Below are 17,552 nucleotides of genomic sequence, written 5' to 3' on the forward strand. Positions count from 1 at the left end.
TTATCTGGTCAACCGCTTCCAAATCAATGGATTGGTACCTACTACACTGCTATCACGCACACACTGCAACACTTCTCCTTCAACGCGCAATACAGCACCTTCAGAATAATTCTGATTTTGATACACACAGCAGCGGGTACAAGGATTGTTGTTCGTGTTGCGATTGGATGAGTTATTCCATACCTCTGGTGGCAGAGGAACAACAACATCAACATTGTTACGATTAGCCATAGCAGCACCAGACATAAACGAGGAAAAACCAATACAACTCAGCAATAACCATGTTCTCATGACTTATTCTCCTTGGCTTTAGATGGTGCTTTTTTACGTTTCTTTATCGCCCCAGACGGTGCCGCTGGCAACCCACGAAATACCTGAGGTGAGCGATTTTGTTTTGCCTGACTGATTAAATGTTGCAATGTTGCCACCAGTGGCTGCATGAAATCCTGATATCGGCAATTTTTCTCACTGATTTGTGTCAGTGTCGATTCCCAATGTGCAGTCATATCTGGCCGTGCTGCAATATCAGGCAGCGCGTGAATCAATGCTCTTCCCGCTGGGCTTGCGTGGATATAACGCCCTTTTTTGAATAAAAAAGTACGTTTGAAAAGCAGTTCAATAATCCCGGCGCGCGTGGCCTCAGTACCCAGACCATCCGTTGCGCGTAACACCTTTTTCAGCTCTTTGTCCTGCACAAATCGCGCGATCCCGGTCATAGCCGACAACAAACTGGCATCGGTAAATGGCCTTGGCGGCTGGGTTTGACGTTCAACAACCTCACCCCGCTCACATAATAATTCAGCACCTTTTTCCACCACTGGCAAAGGTGCGCCTTCGTTTTCTTCATCGCGCTCTTTGCTGCCAAGCAAGGTACGCCAGCCAGCCTCCGCCAGAAAACGGGCTTTAGCAACAAACTTCCCACCAGCAATATCGAGTTCAATGACGCATTTACGAAATTGTGCGTCTGGGCAAAATTGCATCAGATATTGCTGTGCTACCAATCGGAAAACCTTGCTCTCATCAGTGGTTAGATTCACCTTACTGGCCCGCGCTGTTGGGATAATCGCGTGATGGGCATCGACTTTTTTGTCATCCCAGCAGCGATTACGCCGATCGCTATCCATTACCTCTAACGGCAATAAGTCAGCCTGATGGATACTAATGGCATTTAAGACCGAATGACGCCCAGCGAAATGCTCTTCTGGTAGGTATCGGCAATCTGAACGCGGATACGTAATCAATTTGTGCGTTTCATATAAACGCTGACAAATATCCAGCACTTGCTGGGCGCTCAAACCAAAGCGTTTGGCGGCTTCAATCTGCAATGTTGAAAGGGAAAAGGGTAACGGTGCGGTTTCTGATTCCCGTTTATCATTATAGGAAGTTACAAATGCAGGCTGACCGGTGATGCGATTAACCACATGTTCAGCCAGTGGCCGATGCAACAAGCGCCCTTCTTCATCCTGATACGACTCGCAAGAATCACTCGGCTGCCATAGGGCAATAAAACGCTCATCCGCAGGTGTGACAATATGGGCTTTGACTTCGAAAAAGTCTTTGGGAATAAAATCTTCAATTTCTTCGTCACGGCGAACAACCAAACCTAATACTGGCGTTTGCACCCGCCCTACTGACAAAACGCCATCATAACCTGCATTGCGCCCAAGAATGGTATAGGCACGAGTCATATTGATGCCATATAACCAGTCTGCTCTGGCGCGTGCCAATGCCGAAACACATAACGGGATAAATTCGCGGTTATAACGCAAACGCTCCACCGCACGTTCCACTGCCTGCGGATTGAGATCGTTAATCAGGCAACGGCGGACATTTTGCCGCTTCTCTGCCACCAAATCGAGGTAATCCAATACCTCATCAACCAAAAGTTGCCCTTCGCGATCCGGGTCACCTGCATGAACCACTTCGTCGGCCTGTTGCAAAAGTTGTTTGATAACATTCAATTGCTTACTGACTGAGGGCCGAGGCTGTAGCTGCCATTTTTCAGGAATAATGGGTAAATCAGCTAACGACCAGCGTGCATAGCGGCTGTCATAAGCATCAGGTTGGGCCTGTTCCAGCAAGTGACCAACACACCATGTCACCATTTGGTCACTACCACAGGCAATAAATCCATCGCCTCGACGATGCGGCTTTGGCAGAATATCGGCAATCGCCCGCGCCAAACTGGGTTTTTCAGCAATAAAAAGTCGCATCATTCACCGCAAAAATGCATCAAAGAAAAGGTCATTCTGTAATCTCAATCAACGCCCGGTGATTATCCACAGAGCTTAACTCGCCAATAGAACTGAGCGTCATGCCGTGCTGAGCCGCAATAGCTTGTACCTGCGCCTCCGCTTCAGGTAATACGGCTAACAGCAAACCACCGGAAGTCTGTGGGTCACACAATAACGTTTTCTGTAACTCGGTCATCTCGCCAATCAGGTGACCATAACTGTCAAAATTGCGCCCTGTTCCCCCTGGCACACAACCCGCAGCAATATACTCTTCAACCGCCGGTAACCGTGGTATAGCCGAGAAATGTAACCTGGCCTGAACACCGGATCCTTGACAAATTTCGCTTAAATGCCCTAACAGGCCAAACCCGGTAACATCGGTCATGGCAGTGACACCGGCAACACTGGCAAAGTCAGCGCCTGAACGATTCAACTGGCACATGGTTTCCGTTGCTACCCCTTGATGTTCAGGCCGCAACTTACTTTTCTTTTCTGCCGTAGTCAGAATACCAATCCCCAGTGGTTTGGTCAGAAACAGTTTACAGCCTACCTGTGCAGCACTGTTTTTCTTCACCTGCTCCGTGCTGACGATGCCAGTGACCGCCAGACCGAAAATTGGCTCAGGCGCATCAATGGAATACCCCCCTGCCAGAGAAATACCTGCCTGCTGGCAAACATAACGCCCGCCCTCAATAACCTGTTGGGCAACTTCAGGCGATAGTTTATCTATCGGCCAGCCCAGGATGGCAATGGCCATAATAGGTTTACCGCCCATCGCATAGATATCACTGATGGCATTGGTGGCTGCAATTCGGCCAAAATCAAAGGGATCATCCACGATCGGCATAAAAAAATCGGTCGTACTGATTATCCCAACACCACCGCCAATATCATAAACGGCTGCATCATCACGCGTTTCATTCCCCACCAACAAATGAGGATCAAGAAACTTCTGCTGGTTGGTGTGCAATATTTTATCCAAAACTTTGGGCGAAATTTTGCAACCACAGCCGGCTCCATGGCTGTATTGAGTAAGACGTATCGCTGGCGATGTCATAACACTCTCCCGTGTGATGGTTCAGTAATAAGCTATTTATTCAGGAATTATGCTCGTAGGCCTGGTATCCAGACAGCCTATGGTAGCGCCTATGGCGTGGCTTGGTAAGTAGAGGCCGCAGTCGGGCAGATAGGTTGGTCACAAAGCAGGCACAAACGCAGCTTATAACCGCAAAATGCATAAGCTGCGCTGCCCAAGACGGCCCTAAACGATGCGGCTCTCCGTTGCCGCTTTGCCGCACCTTGGAACCTGTTGATTATAGACCGTATAACTATCAGAAATAGCGAACAAAAGTGGTGTAATCGGGTGGGGTAACTTTCGTCGCTGATTTCAGTTGTGGCGTGCCAAGATAAAGGAAGCCGACGATTTCATCTTGTTCACGGCAGGCAAATCCCTGACGAACCACGGGATGATGGGTCCAGGAACCGGTACGCCAGATACCATTAAAGCCTTGAGCCAGTGCCGCCATTTGCATCGCTTGTACCGCACAACCAGCGGAAACCACTTGTTCCCAATTGGGCACTTTAGGGTTTTCAGTGACATGGGCAATAACGGTAATAATCAGCGGCGCACGAAACGGCGCTTGTTTTGCTTTTTCCAATACCGCGTCATCAGCACCATCATGTTGCACCGCTTGTTGTAACAATTGACTAAAACGTTCCAGACCCTCATTTTCAATCAAAACAAAGCGCCATGGTTGTAATGTGCCATGGTCAGGTGCCCGCATGCCCGCATGGATAATATGGTCCAATGCCTCACCCGTTGGGGCTGGGGTGGTCAAACGGGACGCCGAACGGCGGTTAAGTAACAGTTCTAACGCATCCATCATTTTCTCCTGATAACGATTTTCATTTTCAGCACGGTAGCATAAGTTGTCGTTTTGTTGCCAGTGTTGACCTTTCAGCTAGGCTTAACAGTGATTTAAAGCTGACTTTTGTTCGTCAGGTCATTAGGATAACCGTACTTGCCCGGTTTTGTTGGAGATAACATGCGCACTTTGTGGCGAATTATTGCTGGTTTTTTCAAGTGGACTTGGCGTCTGCTGAATTTCGTCAGGGAATTTATTCTTAATCTGTTCTTGATACTGTTAATTTTAGTTGGCGTGGGTATTTACCTTCAGTTCCAAAGTAAACCGGCAGAACCGGTTAAAGGCGCGCTGCTGGTGAATTTAAGTGGCGTGGTGGTGGATCAGCCCGCAGTGAATAATAAGTTACGTCAACTGGGGCGTGAGTTCTTAGGTGCATCCAGTAATCGCCTACAGGAAAACTCTCTGTTTGATATCGTCGAAACTATTCGTCTGGCAAAAACCGATAACAATATTACCGGTTTAGTGCTGTCGCTGAGTGATTTTACCGGTGCCGACCAACCTTCATTGCAATATATAGGTAAGGCGCTGCGGGAATTCCGTGATAGCGGCAAACCCATCTATGCAATTGGCGATAGTTATAATCAAACCCAATACTATTTAGCCAGCTTTGCTAATAAAATCTATCTCTCGCCACAAGGGGCGGTCGATCTGCATGGTTTCGCCAGCAATAACCTCTACTACAAGTCGTTGCTGGAAAAACTTAAAGTCACCACGAATATCTTCCGGGTGGGCACCTATAAATCTGCGGTTGAACCGATGATTCGTGATGATATGTCACCGGCTGCACGTGAAGCAGACAGCCGCTGGATTGGTGGGTTATGGCAAAATTATCTTACTGCTGTTGCTGCTAATCGGCAGTTAACGCCGGAGCAACTGTTCCCTGGTGCCGCAGGCGTTATCAGTGGGTTGCAAACCGCTGGCGGCTCTCCGGCAAAATATGCGCTGGACAGTAAACTGGTGGATACATTGGCGTCACGCCCTGAGGTAGAAACCGAGTTAGTTAAAACTTTTGGTTGGGATAAAAAGAATAACGACTTCAATTACGTCAGTATTTATGACTATCAACCGGTACCTACACCACAGCAAGGTGAGCAGATAGCCGTTATTTTTGCTAACGGTGCCATCATTGATGGTCCACAAACCCCAGGCAACGTGGGTGGCGACTCGCTGGCAGCACAGATTCGCCAAGCGCGTTTAGATCCGAAGATTAAAGCCGTTATCCTGCGGGTAAATAGCCCCGGCGGCAGTGTCAGTGCCTCTGAGCTGATTCGTTCTGAATTAGCCGCATTACGCGCAGCCAATAAACCCTTAGTGGTGTCAATGGGGGGAATGGCGGCATCGGGTGGATATTGGATCTCCACACCTGCTAACTATATCGTTGCCAGCCCGAGCACCCTTACCGGTTCGATTGGTATTTTCGGTGTTATTAATACCTTCCAAAATTCACTGGAAAGTATTGGTGTCCATACTGACGGTGTAGCCACGTCGCCATTAGCAGATATTTCGGTTACCAAAAACTTGCCACCTGAGTTCTCGCAGATGATGCAAATCAATATCGAAAATGGCTACAAGACCTTTATTGACCTGGTCGCAACGTCACGTCATAAAACGCCTGAACAAGTCGATCAAATCGCACAGGGTCATGTGTGGCTGGGGATTGATGCCAAAAATAACGGTCTGGTGGATCAGTTAGGTGACTTTGACGACGCAGTGAAAAAAGTTGCGGAACTGGCAAAACTGAAAACCTGGCAGTTGAATTGGTTTGTTGATGAGCCGAGTCTTAGTGACTTAATTTTCGGCCAAATGAGCGCATCGGTACAGGCCATGTTACCGGCTGCCATTCAGGCTTGGATACCCGCGCCAATATCTGCCATGGCACAGGCCGTGAAAGATCAGCCAAGTTTGCTGAGCACATTAAATGATCCGCAGAATCGCTATGCGTTATGCCTAACCTGTGGTGATGTTCGCTAGAAAATCAATCAAAAAACTCCGCCCGGCATCTGTCGGGCTTTTTTTCCTCGCCAGTCTCCCTATAATTCACCCATCTCATTCAGTCCTACTTTCAGGTTCTCATGCTCATGCAGAAGAAATCTATTTATGTTGCCTATACTGGCGGTACTATCGGTATGCAACGCTCGGATCATGGATACATCCCAGTCTCCGGTCATTTGCAACGCCAACTTGCTCTGATGCCTGAGTTCCACCGGCCCGAAATGCCTGATTTCACTATCCATGAATATGCGCCATTGATTGACTCCTCAGATATGACACCTGAGGACTGGCAGCATATTGCCAACGATATTGAGCAAAACTACGACTTATACGACGGCTTTGTTATTTTACATGGCACAGATACCATGGCATTTACTGCCTCGGCCCTTTCATTCATGTTAGAAAATCTGGCCAAGCCGGTGATTGTTACCGGATCTCAAATCCCGTTGGCAGAATTGCGTTCTGATGGGCAAACCAACTTGCTCAACGCACTTTATCTGGCCGCTAACCACCCAGTGAATGAAGTTAGTCTGTTCTTTAACAACAAACTGTTCCGTGGTAACCGCACCACGAAAGCCCATGCGGATGGTTTTGATGCTTTTGCCTCCCCTAATCTCTCAGTACTGCTTGAGGCAGGTATTCATATTCGGCGCATGGCATCAGTTGAGTCACCGGTGAATAACGGGCCACTGGTTGTCCATAACATCACCCCTCAACCGATTGGTGTGGTGACTATTTATCCTGGGATATCAGGTGCTGTGGTGCGCAACTTCCTGTTGCAGCCCGTCAAGGCTTTGATTTTGCGCTCTTATGGTGTGGGAAACGCACCTCAGAAAGCCGAGTTACTGGATGAATTAAAAAATGCCAGTGAGCGAGGTATTGTGGTGGTGAATTTGACGCAATGTATTTCCGGTCGAGTCAATATGGAAGGCTATGCAACCGGTAACGCGCTCGCCAACGCGGGTGTTATCAGTGGCTTTGATATGACGGTTGAGGCCGCACTGACCAAACTGCATTATTTATTGAGTCAATCTTTAACCCCTGAAGACATTCGCCGGTTAATGCAACAGAACCTGCGTGGCGAACTCACTGACACTAACTGATTTGGTGGAACATCAATGAACGCAGCACTGCTTTTAATTGATTTACAAAATGACTTTTGTCCGGGAGGAGCACTGGCTGTTGCTGAGGGTGATCAAGTTATTGCCATTGCGAATCAGGCGATTGATGCTTGTCTTAGCAAAAAGATACCTGTCATCGCCAGTCAAGATTGGCACCCTGCCGAGCACCGCAGTTTTGCCATCAATTCAAATGCAGAATCAGGTACTGTGGGTGAGTTGAATGGGTTGCCACAAGTCTGGTGGCCCATGCATTGCGTGCAAAATGAATCAGGGGCAGCCTTGCATCCGCAATTGAAACAAAATGCCATTGAGGCCATTTTCCGCAAAGGCCAAGATCCTGATATCGATAGCTACAGTGCATTTTTCGACAATGGTCGGCGGGCAAAAACGCCTTTGGATGGGTGGCTACAGCAGCAAGGAATCCATCGGCTGTTCATTATGGGGCTGGCAACTGACTATTGTGTGAAATACAGCGTCTTGGATGCATTGTCTCTGGGTTATCAAACAACGGTCATCAGTGACGGTTGTCGTGGGGTCAATCTACAACCACATGACAGCCAACATGCCCTTAATTCGATGAGTAAAGCAGGGGCAAACTTACAAACACTAGAACAATTTTTTGCTGAAATTGATTCAGCAAGAAAATAACTGGCAGTAAAAACATAACCAACGGAGCCTTACTCGGCTCCGTTAATGTTGATAAATTTTGCGGGCAACCACCCTATTGTGGCTTCAGTTTTACCAATGTTGGCTGGCTGAATTGTTGTTTCAACTCTTGCTTGGTTTTCATCACAATTTGGCCATCAGTGCCAATGCTCATATGCTGGGCATCCTCATTGTGGCGGGCTTGCCATAGCATTACCATTTGCAAGCTATTCTCTTTCTGCTCAGGCGTCAGCGCTACACCATCAGGCCATTTACCCAACTCAACCGCTTGCATCAAACGTTGGTAAATTTCGGGGGTCATCACTGAAATCAGGTCTTCAAGCTCCATCAAAGTATCCTTAACAAAACGAATAATAAGCTGAATCGATTTTTCAACATGCATAATCGTTGAGTATCAACCGGCAATCTGCTCGCCATTCTGGTCATCAACAAAATTCAATGACGCCGAATTCACGCAATAGCGCTCGCCCGTAGGCTGCGGGCCATCGGGGAAAACATGGCCTAAGTGCGCGTCACAATGACCACAGCGAATTTCAACTCGATTCATATTATGTGAATTATCATCAATATAGCGGATAGAGTCATCTTTAATGGGTTGGTAGAAACTCGGCCAACCACAGCCAGAGTCAAATTTCGACTCTGAGACAAACAAAGGTTGATGACAACACAGGCACTCATAGATGCCATCACGTTTGTTATGCAACAATTTGCCACTAAAAGGGGCTTCTGTCCCGCGCTGTTGGGTCACATGACGCTGAATATCGGACAGTTTCTCAATATCTGGTACAGGGTTCAGTTGTTTAGCCATTTGTGCGGTTCTCTGGCAGGGAATAAAGTCAACGAAAACAATGCCTAATAATAACAAAAAATTAACAACAAAGCAGTTAAAATTGTCCTAAACTGTATGCCATCAAAGTGACAACCGCATATACCCTTTATACTTGACGCTGCAGGGTTGTTAGCTACGCTCATTCACCTGAATCACTTACTCATGTAAGCTCATCGGGGTTCGTTCGCTAGCTGCCTACCTGCAACGCCCAACATTTTGGGTATAAATACGATAAAAATCGCAAATATTACTGATTCTCACTTTAAACTGAATAATTCGCCCCAATATAAAAATGAGGCTAATCGTATCTGGAAACGCGTGATTAATGTTCGATCTAACGTCGTTGGTTTGATTTGTAGCAATAATTGACACGATTCCGCTTGACGCTCGGTAAGGTTTTTGTAATTTTACAACCAACCTTTTATTCACTAACAAATAGCTGGTGGAATATATGACTATCAAAGTAGGTATCAACGGTTTTGGCCGTATCGGTCGCATTGTTTTCCGTGCTGCTCAGGAACGTTCTGACATCGAAATCGTTGCAATCAACGACCTGTTGGACGCTGAATACATGGCGTACATGCTGAAATACGACTCTACCCACGGTCGTTTCGACGGTACTGTAGAAGTAAAAGACGGCCATCTGGTTGTTAACGGTAAAACCATCCGTGTTACCGCAGAGAGAGATCCGGCTAACCTGAAGTGGAACGAAGTTAACGTTGACGTTGTTGCTGAAGCAACTGGCTTGTTCCTGACCGACGAAACAGCACGTAAGCACATCGCTGCTGGTGCTAAGAAAGTGGTTCTGACTGGTCCTTCTAAAGATGACACCCCTATGTTTGTTATGGGCGTCAACCACAAAGAATACGCGGGTCAAGAAATCGTTTCTAACGCTTCTTGCACCACTAACTGCCTGGCTCCACTGGCTAAAGTTATCAACGACAAGTTCGGTATCGTTGAAGCGTTGATGACCACTGTGCATGCAACTACAGCAACTCAGAAAACTGTTGATGGCCCGTCTCACAAAGACTGGCGCGGCGGTCGTGGCGCATCCCAGAACATCATCCCTTCTTCTACCGGTGCAGCTAAAGCAGTTGGTAAAGTAATCCCAGCACTGAACGGCAAACTGACTGGTATGGCGTTCCGCGTTCCTACTCCTAACGTTTCAGTTGTTGACCTGACTGCACGTCTGGAAAAACCAGCTTCTTACAAAGAAATCTGTGCTGCTATCAAAGCGGCTTCAGAAGGCGAGCTGAAAGGCGTTCTGGGCTATACCGAAGACGACGTTGTTTCTACCGATTTCAACGGCGAAAAACTGACTTCAGTATTCGATGCTAAAGCCGGTATCGCACTGAACGATAACTTTGTGAAACTGGTTTCTTGGTACGATAACGAAACTGGCTACTCAAACAAAGTTCTGGACCTGATCTCTCACATCTCCAAGTAATAATGGATTGATGTAGATTTCTGTCAAAAGCCACCTTCGGGTGGCTTTTTTATTTGTAGCTATAATAAATTGCGCAATATCAATGATTCACCACTACTGTGTCGTCCATTTGCTACAACATTTACAGCCTGTGATATTATCGAAAGTCTGAAGTTCAAAGGATCCCTGCTCCCTTTCCCATAAGGCCAAACGAATGAACGAGAAAGTATTCACCCTCCCTGTTGTTGAACAAATTTCGCCTTACATCAGCCAACGCCAACTGGATGAATTGCCGGTGGTGGTTGTTTCTCATCCGAAGGTGCGTGCCGCTGTATGCCTACAAGGTGCTCATTTGCTGGCCTATCAGCCTAGCGGAGAACAGCCTGTTATTTGGCTGAGCAATAACACGCCATTTAAAGATGGCGTCGCTATTCGTGGTGGCGTGCCGATTTGCTGGCCATGGTTTGGTCCATCAGCACAACCTTCCCATGGTTTTGCCCGCTTACTGCCATGGACGCTCAGTGCCCATGACGAAAATGAAAATGGGGTTATCCTGACCTTCACCCTGGAAGACAGTGATGAATCACGTAAATATTGGCCACATGCCTTCACATTGATTGCCCGCTTCAAGCTGGGTGATGAATGCGAGATGGAATTGGAATCACACGGTGATTACCAAGCAGTCGCTGCGCTACATACTTACTTCCAAATTGGCGATATCGACCAGATTAAAGTCAGTGGTTTGGGTGAGAAATACTTCGATAAAGTGCTAAAAATTGCTGATGCCACACAACAAGGCGATTTAGTGTTCAACGGCCAGACTGATCGTATTTACACGCACCCCGAAGCTTATAGTTTAATCAAAGATGCGGCACTCAAACGCACCATTGAAATACATCATCATCATCAAAGTGATGTTGTGGCATGGAATCCAGGTGCAGAGGTAGCCAGTAGCATGGTTGACATGCCAAATGAGGGTTATAAGACCATGGTTTGCGTGGAAACAGCGCGAGTTAATAAACCATTGGTTGCAACACCAGATGCCCCTGCGCGCCTCGCCATGACCATCCGTAGCCGTAAAAATAGCTAATACGCGATAGACCATCAGGCACAAAAATGGGGCGCGATGCCCCATTTTTTATGACTCAACAGTACGCTGCCATTAATTAGCGGAAGGTATAAGTTACCCCGGTCCACAGCACACCAGTCCATGATGCGTCCACCATCGGGCTATTTTTCACTTCATTTGCCAGACGGATATAACGGCCAGTAAAGAAAGCATTCCAGTTTGGATTGATATTATAGTTAGCCGTCAATTCCATATACGATGACCAGCTATCATTAGGGCTGTACTGTGCTAAGCCACTGCGGGCAGACTCCCCGCGGCTCACACCATAGTAATAATTATTCTGATCTTCACTGTTCCAGCTCACACCGACGCCCGGTGTCAATGTCCAGCTATCCACATTAAAGCGGTAGAGATAAGCCAGATCGCCGACAAAACCACCACTGTTATCCAGCACGTCGCCAGAGAACATAGCACGCAGAGTCCCCCAATCCTCAATATGAGAATAAGACATACCGGCCATCATGGTACTGCGGCGTTTATCCAACTGTTTCATCTGCTGATCATTACTGTCACCCGGCTTAAAGTTCAGTGGTAAGTAATAAGCATCGATTGATAAGCGATTATTGTCATCTTTCCACAAGTAGTAGCCCGCAGCCAAAGTACGGAAATAGAAATTATCACTTTCATAAGAAATAATAGGTACCGGATAGACACGGTCGTTCTTGCCACGATATGGATCTGGGCTGACTAACGCAGAAGCCCCCACAGACCAAGTCCCAGCCATTGCCGTTGGCATGCAAACCACCGTAGCAATCGCCAACGCAGCCAGAGTTTTTATTTGCCTGGTTTTTATGTAGTGTTTTTTCACGGATTAAATCCCATTAGTAACAAAATAATTAGTTAACTTAGTGTAAATCAAATGGTTGCTCGTGGCGAAATCTTTACACATGTCGACCAGATATCAATATTGCTTGTATAACTTATCGCCTATAACCGGCAGGCTTACAACCTAAAAATTTACGTAGATTTGATTACAATAAAATATCGAGATATTCAAACAGATAAGACCCATAAATCATATATAAAACACTACTAATCAAATAAAAAATAGATTTAATTACCGAATAATGGTTATTTATTGTTTGAGGGGTGGCAAATCTATGGTCTGGCTTAACTTGACCTTTGGAGGAGACACGACCATAACAATAAGGTAGTAGTTTCAAAATTTTAACCCAATAAAGCGCTACTACTATTTTATGTTCCCAACCATTCAAACAGGACGGGCATCGCTATGAACATATTTGATCACTATCGCCAGCGCTATGAGGCGGCCAAGGACGAAGAGTTCACACTCCAAGAGTTCCTCACAATCTGCCAGCAAGATCGCAGCGCGTATGTTAATGCGGCTGAACGTTTGCTGATGGCTATTGGTGAGCCAGTCATGGTCGATACCGCGCTTGAGTCCCGCATGTCTCGACTATTTTCTAATCGAGTTATCGCTCGCTACCCTGCTTTTGAAGAGTTCTATGGCATGGAGGAAGCCATAGAACAGATTGTTTCCTATCTCAAGCATGCCGCCCAAGGGCTGGAAGAGAAGAAACAGATCCTATATTTGCTGGGTCCGGTGGGTGGTGGTAAGTCATCATTGGCTGAACGGCTGAAAGCTCTGATGCAAAGGGTGCCTATCTATATTTTGAGTGCTAACGGTGAGCGTAGCCCGGTCAATGACCACCCGTTATGTCTGTTCAATCCGCAGGAAGATGCGGCGATCCTGGCCAAAGAATACAATATTCCAAGCCGCTATCTCGGTACGATTATGTCGCCATGGGCGGCAAAACGTCTGCACGAGTTTGGCGGTGATATTACCAAGTTCAAGGTTATCAAGGTCTGGCCTTCTATCCTTGAACAAATTGCGATAGCGAAAACTGAGCCCGGTGATGAAAACAACCAGGATATCTCTGCACTGGTCGGTAAAGTTGATATCCGTAAACTTGAAAATCACGCTCAAAACGATCCTGATGCTTATGGTTATTCCGGTGCTTTGTGCCGCGCTAACCAAGGGATTATGGAATTCGTCGAGATGTTCAAGGCTCCCATTAAGGTGTTGCATCCACTGCTGACCGCAACGCAAGAAGGTAACTATAACGGGACCGAGGGGATATCCGCCCTACCATTCAGCGGTATAATTCTCGCGCATTCTAATGAATCAGAGTGGGTAGCATTCCGCAATAACAAGAATAATGAGGCATTCCTTGACCGTGTTTATATTGTCAAAGTGCCTTATTGCCTACGGGTATCAGAAGAGATCAAAATTTACGACAAACTGTTAAATAACAGTGAGTTGACCCATGCGCCTTGTGCGCCCGGCACGCTGGAAACGCTGGCCCGCTTCTCTATCCTATCGAGGATGAAAGAGCCGGAAAACTCCAGTATTTACTCCAAGATGCGGGTGTATGACGGTGAGAGCCTGAAAGATACCGATCCTAAAGCCAAGTCTTATCAAGAATATCGCGACTACGCTGGGGTCGATGAAGGTATGAACGGTCTTTCTACCCGTTTTGCCTTTAAAATCCTCTCCAGAGTATTTAACTTTGACCACGCTGAGGTGGCAGCCAACCCAGTGCACCTGTTCTACATACTGGAACAGCAGATCGAGCGCGAACAATTCCAGCAAGATGTTGCGGAAAAATATCTCGAACACCTGAAAGGCTATTTAATCCCGAAATATGCCGAATTTATTGGTAAAGAGATTCAGACCGCCTATCTGGAGTCTTACTCGGAGTATGGTCAGAATATTTTTGACCGTTATGTTATCTACGCCGATTTCTGGATTCAGGATCAAGAGTACCGTGATCCAGATACTGGGCAACTGTTTGACCGTGAATCGCTGAATGCTGAACTGGAGAAAATTGAAAAGCCAGCGGGTATCAGCAACCCGAAAGATTTCCGTAATGAAATCGTCAATTTTGTGTTGCGCGCCAGAGCCAATAACAATGGTCGTAATCCAAACTGGACCAGTTACGAGAAGCTGCGCACGGTTATCGAGAAAAAGATGTTCTCTAACACCGAAGAGTTACTGCCAGTTATCTCCTTTAATGCCAAGACCTCAACGGATGAGCAGAAAAAACATGATGACTTTGTCGATCGGATGATGGAGAAAGGCTATACCCGTAAGCAAGTTCGTTTGCTGTGCGAATGGTATCTGCGGGTAAGGAAGTCGTCATAATCCATTAACCGATTCACTACGGCATAGCAGGGACAGTCCCGATAGATTTCGCGTTGTAGTCAGGCGGCAACTGAACGAAGTCGCCTGAATCTATACCCAAAACAATTGGCGTTGCAGGTAGGCAGCAAGCGAACAAATCCCGATGAGCTTACTCAGGTAAGTGATTCAGGTGACAAATCTGCCGGGAGCAGATTTGAACGCTGCTTGCAGCGGCCTCGCAGAGGTGAGGCCCAAGGATGGGCCGAGTAACGGGTGCAGCTAACACCCCTGCGACGTCAAGTGTGAAGGGTAAAGCCAACTCAGCTACAGCGTGAAAGATGCAGGGATAGTCCCAATAGATTTCGCGTTGTAATCAGGCGGCAACTGAACGAAGCCCCAGGAGCTTAGTCTACTAAGTGACTGGGGTGAGTGATGGCAGCCAACGCAGCTACAGCGTGAAAGATGCAGGGACAGTGACAAAGTCGTTTGGGGGATATATGGGCTACTTTATTGACAGACGACTTAACGGCAAAAATAAGAGCATGGTCAACCGCCAACGCTTTTTGCGCCGCTATAAGTCGCAAATTAAACAGTCGATTGCCGATGCCATCAATAAAAGGTCAGTTACTGATATTGAGAGCGGCGAGTCAGTCTCGATACCTATTGATGATATCAATGAGCCGATGTTCCATCAGGGTCGTGGTGGGTCACGCCATCGGGTGCATCCTGGCAATGACCATTTTGTCACCAATGACCGGGTGGAACGCCCTCAAGGTGGCGGTGGAGGCGGCGGCAGTGGTCAGGGTAATGCGGGTCAAGACGGTGAAGGTGAGGATGAATTTGTCTTTCAGATTTCCAAAGATGAATACCTGGACTTACTGTTTGAAGACCTTGCGCTGCCCAATCTGAAGAAAAATCAGTATAAGCAGTTGACCGAATTCAAGACCCATCGTGCGGGTTATACCTCTAATGGCGTGCCCGCCAATATCAGCGTAGTGCGATCACTGCAAAACTCTCTGGCCCGTCGTACCGCTATGACGGCCAGTAAGCGCCGTGAGTTACGTGAGTTGGAAGAAACGCTGAACGTACTGGAAAATACGGAGCCAGCGCAATTGCTGGAAGAAGAACGTGTCCGTAATGCCATTGCTGAGTTAAAGCAAAAAATCGCACGGGTACCGTTTATCGATACCTTCGATTTACGTTATAAAAACTATGAACGGCGTCCTGAGCCATCCAGTCAGGCGGTAATGTTCTGCCTGATGGATGTATCAGGTTCGATGGATCAGGCCACCAAGGACATGGCAAAGCGCTTCTACATCCTGCTTTATCTGTTCCTGAGCCGCACCTATAAAAACGTTGATGTCGTGTATATCCGTCACCATACTCAAGCTAAAGAAGTTGATGAGCAAGAGTTCTTCTATTCACAGGAAACTGGCGGGACTATTGTTTCCAGTGCCTTGAAATTAATGGATGAAGTGGTTCAGGAACGTTACAACCCAACACAGTGGAATATCTATGCTGCCCAAGCCTCAGACGGCGACAACTGGGCCGATGATTCACCACTGTGTCATGAGTTACTGGCCCAAAAGCTCCTGCCCATGGTGCGTTACTATAGCTACATTGAGATAACCCGCCGCGCACACCAGACTCTGTGGCGGGAATATGAAGACTTACAGGCAAAATTTGACAATTTTGCGATGCAACATATCCGGGAGCCTGAAGATATCTACCCGGTATTTCGTGAGTTGTTCCACAAACAAACCATTGATAATTAATACTAAAATTAGCCGGTCAACTTTTTCTATTACAGGAATGGTTTCCCGGCTTTTTCATGGGTTAAAATTGCCACTACTGTCTTATTTTCAGAGTTGAATTGATGAAATGGCATGATGGACTACGACAGCCCGGTGTATTAGCTGCATTGACTGCTGCGGTGTTGTTTGGCGCTGGCACCCCGCTGGCAAAACAGTTACTCAATACGGTCAGTCCGTGGCTACTGGCGGGCCTGCTCTATTTTGGCTCCGGCGCTGGTCTGGCGCTCTACCGTCTGATCAGCCGTGCAGAGGCCGTGAGCCTGCCTCGCAACGAACGGCTGTGGTTTATCGGCGCTATTACGGCTGGGGGGATTATCGCCCCGGTTCTGCTGATGATAGGGCTAACAGGTATGCCTGCATCTGGCGCATCATTACTGCTCAATGCCGAAGGCGTATTTACCGCCCTACTGGCCTGGTTCGCGTTCAAAGAGAATTTTGACCGCCGCATCGCCCTTGGCATGATAGTGATTGTTGCCGGTGCGGCTATTTTAAGTTGGCCGGGTGAAGCGCGCTTTGCCGGATGGTGGCCAACACTGGCAATTCTGGGGGCCTGCTTTGCATGGGGGATTGATAACAATCTGACCCGTAAGGTTTCATTGACCGATGCCACCTGGATTGCATCGGTCAAAGGACTGGTTGCCGGTATCGTCAATCTCGGACTGGCTTTTGTACTGGGCGCAACATTGCCACCACTGACCAACCTGGCCGGTGCTCTTCTGGTGGGATTTTTTGCCTACGGCGTGAGTTTGGCACTCTTTGTTATCGGCCTGCGCCATCTTGGTACTGCTCGCACTGGTGCTTATTTCTCTATTGCCCCATTTTTAGGGGCTGTATTGGCCGTCATTATGGGTGACACTGTCACAATGCCACTCATCGTGGCGGGTTTACTGATGGCAGTCGGGATCGCGTTACATCTCACCGAACAGCATGCCCATCAACATATCCATGACGAATTAATGCATGAACATGAACATCACCATGACGAGCATCATCAGCATACACATGACTTCCCTGTTGCAGACGGTGTGGCGCATAAGCATCACCATCAACACCGGCCGCTAGCCCACACTCACCCGCACTACCCGGATTCACATCACCGCCACAAGCATTGAGTCGATATAACTTGCCGCTTTACCAGCGGCTCAGTTATGTAGATGCCTGGTTATCGCTCTTTTGGCTAAAACGCACCGCCAGATGATCGAGGCAGCAGATAACCGGCGCTATCGCTGATTTTAACAGCGGTCGTTTGGCTTCAATGGATGCCCACTCAT

At 47.5% G+C, this 17,552-nt stretch carries 15 protein-coding genes; 8 read left to right on the top strand and 7 right to left on the bottom strand.

Translation table 11 applies throughout. The features are described from left to right. The 4 genes from A6J67_RS15370 to A6J67_RS15385 all read right to left on the bottom strand — a co-directional run bounded on the left by A6J67_RS15370 (window position 1) and on the right by A6J67_RS15385 (window position 4,117). Entirely contained in the window at window positions 1-291 is a 291-nt protein-coding gene (locus tag A6J67_RS15370) for a DUF1496 domain-containing protein (protein ID WP_042569715.1), read from the bottom strand. Next, window positions 288-2,213, bottom strand: a complete 1,926-nt coding sequence (locus A6J67_RS15375; protein WP_050073256.1) for a DNA topoisomerase III — start codon at window positions 2,211-2,213, stop codon at window positions 288-290. The genes A6J67_RS15370 and A6J67_RS15375 overlap by 4 nt, the downstream gene beginning before the upstream one ends. 31 nt (window positions 2,214-2,244) lie before the next feature. Further along, window positions 2,245-3,291, bottom strand: coding sequence for a selenide, water dikinase SelD (gene selD, locus A6J67_RS15380; RefSeq protein ID WP_080608249.1), 1,047 nt, complete (start codon window positions 3,289-3,291; stop codon window positions 2,245-2,247). Between the two features lie 274 nt (window positions 3,292-3,565). Then, on the bottom strand, window positions 3,566-4,117 hold the full coding sequence (locus tag A6J67_RS15385) for an NAD(P)H nitroreductase (RefSeq protein ID WP_032907588.1): 552 nt from the start codon (window positions 4,115-4,117) through the stop codon (window positions 3,566-3,568). A gap of 162 nt (window positions 4,118-4,279) precedes the next feature. On the opposite strand from A6J67_RS15385, the gene sppA reads away from it, so the two are divergent. The 3 genes from sppA to pncA all read left to right on the top strand — a co-directional run bounded on the left by sppA (window position 4,280) and on the right by pncA (window position 7,920). Next, on the top strand, window positions 4,280-6,130 hold the full coding sequence (sppA, locus tag A6J67_RS15390) for a signal peptide peptidase SppA (protein ID WP_005191041.1): 1,851 nt from the start codon (window positions 4,280-4,282) through the stop codon (window positions 6,128-6,130). A 107-nt stretch (window positions 6,131-6,237) separates the two neighbouring features. Beyond that, window positions 6,238-7,254, top strand: a complete 1,017-nt coding sequence (gene ansA, locus A6J67_RS15395; protein ID WP_005191038.1) for an asparaginase — start codon at window positions 6,238-6,240, stop codon at window positions 7,252-7,254. Between the two features lie 15 nt (window positions 7,255-7,269). Continuing rightward, entirely contained in the window at window positions 7,270-7,920 is a 651-nt protein-coding gene (gene pncA / locus A6J67_RS15400; protein ID WP_050297447.1) for a bifunctional nicotinamidase/pyrazinamidase, read from the top strand. 73 nt (window positions 7,921-7,993) lie between these two features. On the opposite strand, the gene A6J67_RS15405 is transcribed toward pncA, so the two are convergent. Both A6J67_RS15405 and msrB read right to left on the bottom strand, forming a co-directional pair. Continuing rightward, a complete protein-coding gene (locus tag A6J67_RS15405) occupies window positions 7,994-8,266 on the bottom strand; it encodes a YeaC family protein (protein WP_032907587.1) in 273 nt (90 codons plus the stop codon). A 66-nt stretch (window positions 8,267-8,332) separates the two neighbouring features. After that, window positions 8,333-8,746 carry a peptide-methionine (R)-S-oxide reductase MsrB gene (msrB, locus tag A6J67_RS15410; protein WP_050297448.1) on the bottom strand — a complete coding sequence of 138 codons (414 nt, stop codon included), beginning with the start codon at window positions 8,744-8,746 and terminating at the stop codon, window positions 8,333-8,335. A gap of 472 nt (window positions 8,747-9,218) precedes the next feature. On the opposite strand from msrB, the gene gapA reads away from it, so the two are divergent. Together gapA and A6J67_RS15420 are read left to right on the top strand one after the other, a co-directional pair. Continuing rightward, window positions 9,219-10,214 carry a glyceraldehyde-3-phosphate dehydrogenase gene (gene gapA / locus A6J67_RS15415; protein WP_032819960.1) on the top strand — a complete coding sequence of 332 codons (996 nt, stop codon included), beginning with the start codon at window positions 9,219-9,221 and terminating at the stop codon, window positions 10,212-10,214. A gap of 193 nt (window positions 10,215-10,407) precedes the next feature. Then, window positions 10,408-11,283: a D-hexose-6-phosphate mutarotase gene (locus A6J67_RS15420; RefSeq protein WP_005191021.1), complete on the top strand. Its 876-nt coding sequence runs from the start codon at window positions 10,408-10,410 to the stop codon at window positions 11,281-11,283. A gap of 76 nt (window positions 11,284-11,359) precedes the next feature. Here A6J67_RS15420 and A6J67_RS15425 read toward each other — a convergent pair whose 3' ends face one another. Further along, complete coding sequence (locus A6J67_RS15425) at window positions 11,360-12,130, bottom strand: MipA/OmpV family protein (protein ID WP_005191018.1); 771 nt, start codon at window positions 12,128-12,130, stop codon at window positions 11,360-11,362. Between the two features lie 423 nt (window positions 12,131-12,553). Here A6J67_RS15425 and yeaG point away from each other — a divergent pair, with 423 nt between their 5' ends. The 3 genes from yeaG to A6J67_RS15445 all read left to right on the top strand — a co-directional run bounded on the left by yeaG (window position 12,554) and on the right by A6J67_RS15445 (window position 17,393). Then, complete coding sequence (yeaG, locus tag A6J67_RS15435) at window positions 12,554-14,488, top strand: protein kinase YeaG (protein WP_005191016.1); 1,935 nt, start codon at window positions 12,554-12,556, stop codon at window positions 14,486-14,488. Between the two features lie 476 nt (window positions 14,489-14,964). Then, window positions 14,965-16,242 carry a YeaH/YhbH family protein gene (locus tag A6J67_RS15440; protein WP_032907596.1) on the top strand — a complete coding sequence of 426 codons (1,278 nt, stop codon included), beginning with the start codon at window positions 14,965-14,967 and terminating at the stop codon, window positions 16,240-16,242. A gap of 101 nt (window positions 16,243-16,343) precedes the next feature. Next, window positions 16,344-17,393 (top strand): DMT family transporter, encoded by a 1,050-nt coding sequence (locus A6J67_RS15445; RefSeq protein ID WP_042569711.1) that lies wholly within the window; start codon window positions 16,344-16,346, stop codon window positions 17,391-17,393. Window positions 17,394-17,552 lie beyond the last annotated feature (159 nt).

The organism is Yersinia sp. FDAARGOS_228 (genome assembly GCF_002073315.2).
In the GTDB taxonomy this organism is placed as follows: Bacteria; Pseudomonadota; Gammaproteobacteria; order Enterobacterales; family Enterobacteriaceae; genus Yersinia; species Yersinia intermedia.

Excerpts from the sequence above, each read along its gene's own strand:
- ansA (WP_005191038.1), top strand. The coding sequence starts at position 6,238 with ATGCAGAAGAAATCTATTTATGTTGCCTATACTGGCGGTACTATCGGT.
- A6J67_RS15440 (WP_032907596.1), top strand. The coding sequence starts at position 14,965 with ATGGGCTACTTTATTGACAGACGACTTAACGGCAAAAATAAGAGCATG.
- selD (WP_080608249.1), bottom strand. The coding sequence starts at position 3,291 with ATGACATCGCCAGCGATACGTCTTACTCAATACAGCCATGGAGCCGGC.
- A6J67_RS15385 (WP_032907588.1), bottom strand. The coding sequence starts at position 4,117 with ATGGATGCGTTAGAACTGTTACTTAACCGCCGTTCGGCGTCCCGTTTG.
- msrB (WP_050297448.1), bottom strand. The coding sequence starts at position 8,746 with ATGGCTAAACAACTGAACCCTGTACCAGATATTGAGAAACTGTCCGAT.
- A6J67_RS15420 (WP_005191021.1), top strand. The coding sequence starts at position 10,408 with ATGAACGAGAAAGTATTCACCCTCCCTGTTGTTGAACAAATTTCGCCT.
- pncA (WP_050297447.1), top strand. The coding sequence starts at position 7,270 with ATGAACGCAGCACTGCTTTTAATTGATTTACAAAATGACTTTTGTCCG.
- yeaG (WP_005191016.1), top strand. The coding sequence starts at position 12,554 with ATGAACATATTTGATCACTATCGCCAGCGCTATGAGGCGGCCAAGGAC.
- sppA (WP_005191041.1), top strand. The coding sequence starts at position 4,280 with ATGCGCACTTTGTGGCGAATTATTGCTGGTTTTTTCAAGTGGACTTGG.
- A6J67_RS15445 (WP_042569711.1), top strand. The coding sequence starts at position 16,344 with ATGAAATGGCATGATGGACTACGACAGCCCGGTGTATTAGCTGCATTG.
- gapA (WP_032819960.1), top strand. The coding sequence starts at position 9,219 with ATGACTATCAAAGTAGGTATCAACGGTTTTGGCCGTATCGGTCGCATT.
- A6J67_RS15405 (WP_032907587.1), bottom strand. The coding sequence starts at position 8,266 with ATGGAGCTTGAAGACCTGATTTCAGTGATGACCCCCGAAATTTACCAA.
- A6J67_RS15375 (WP_050073256.1), bottom strand. The coding sequence starts at position 2,213 with ATGCGACTTTTTATTGCTGAAAAACCCAGTTTGGCGCGGGCGATTGCC.
- A6J67_RS15370 (WP_042569715.1), bottom strand. The coding sequence starts at position 291 with ATGAGAACATGGTTATTGCTGAGTTGTATTGGTTTTTCCTCGTTTATG.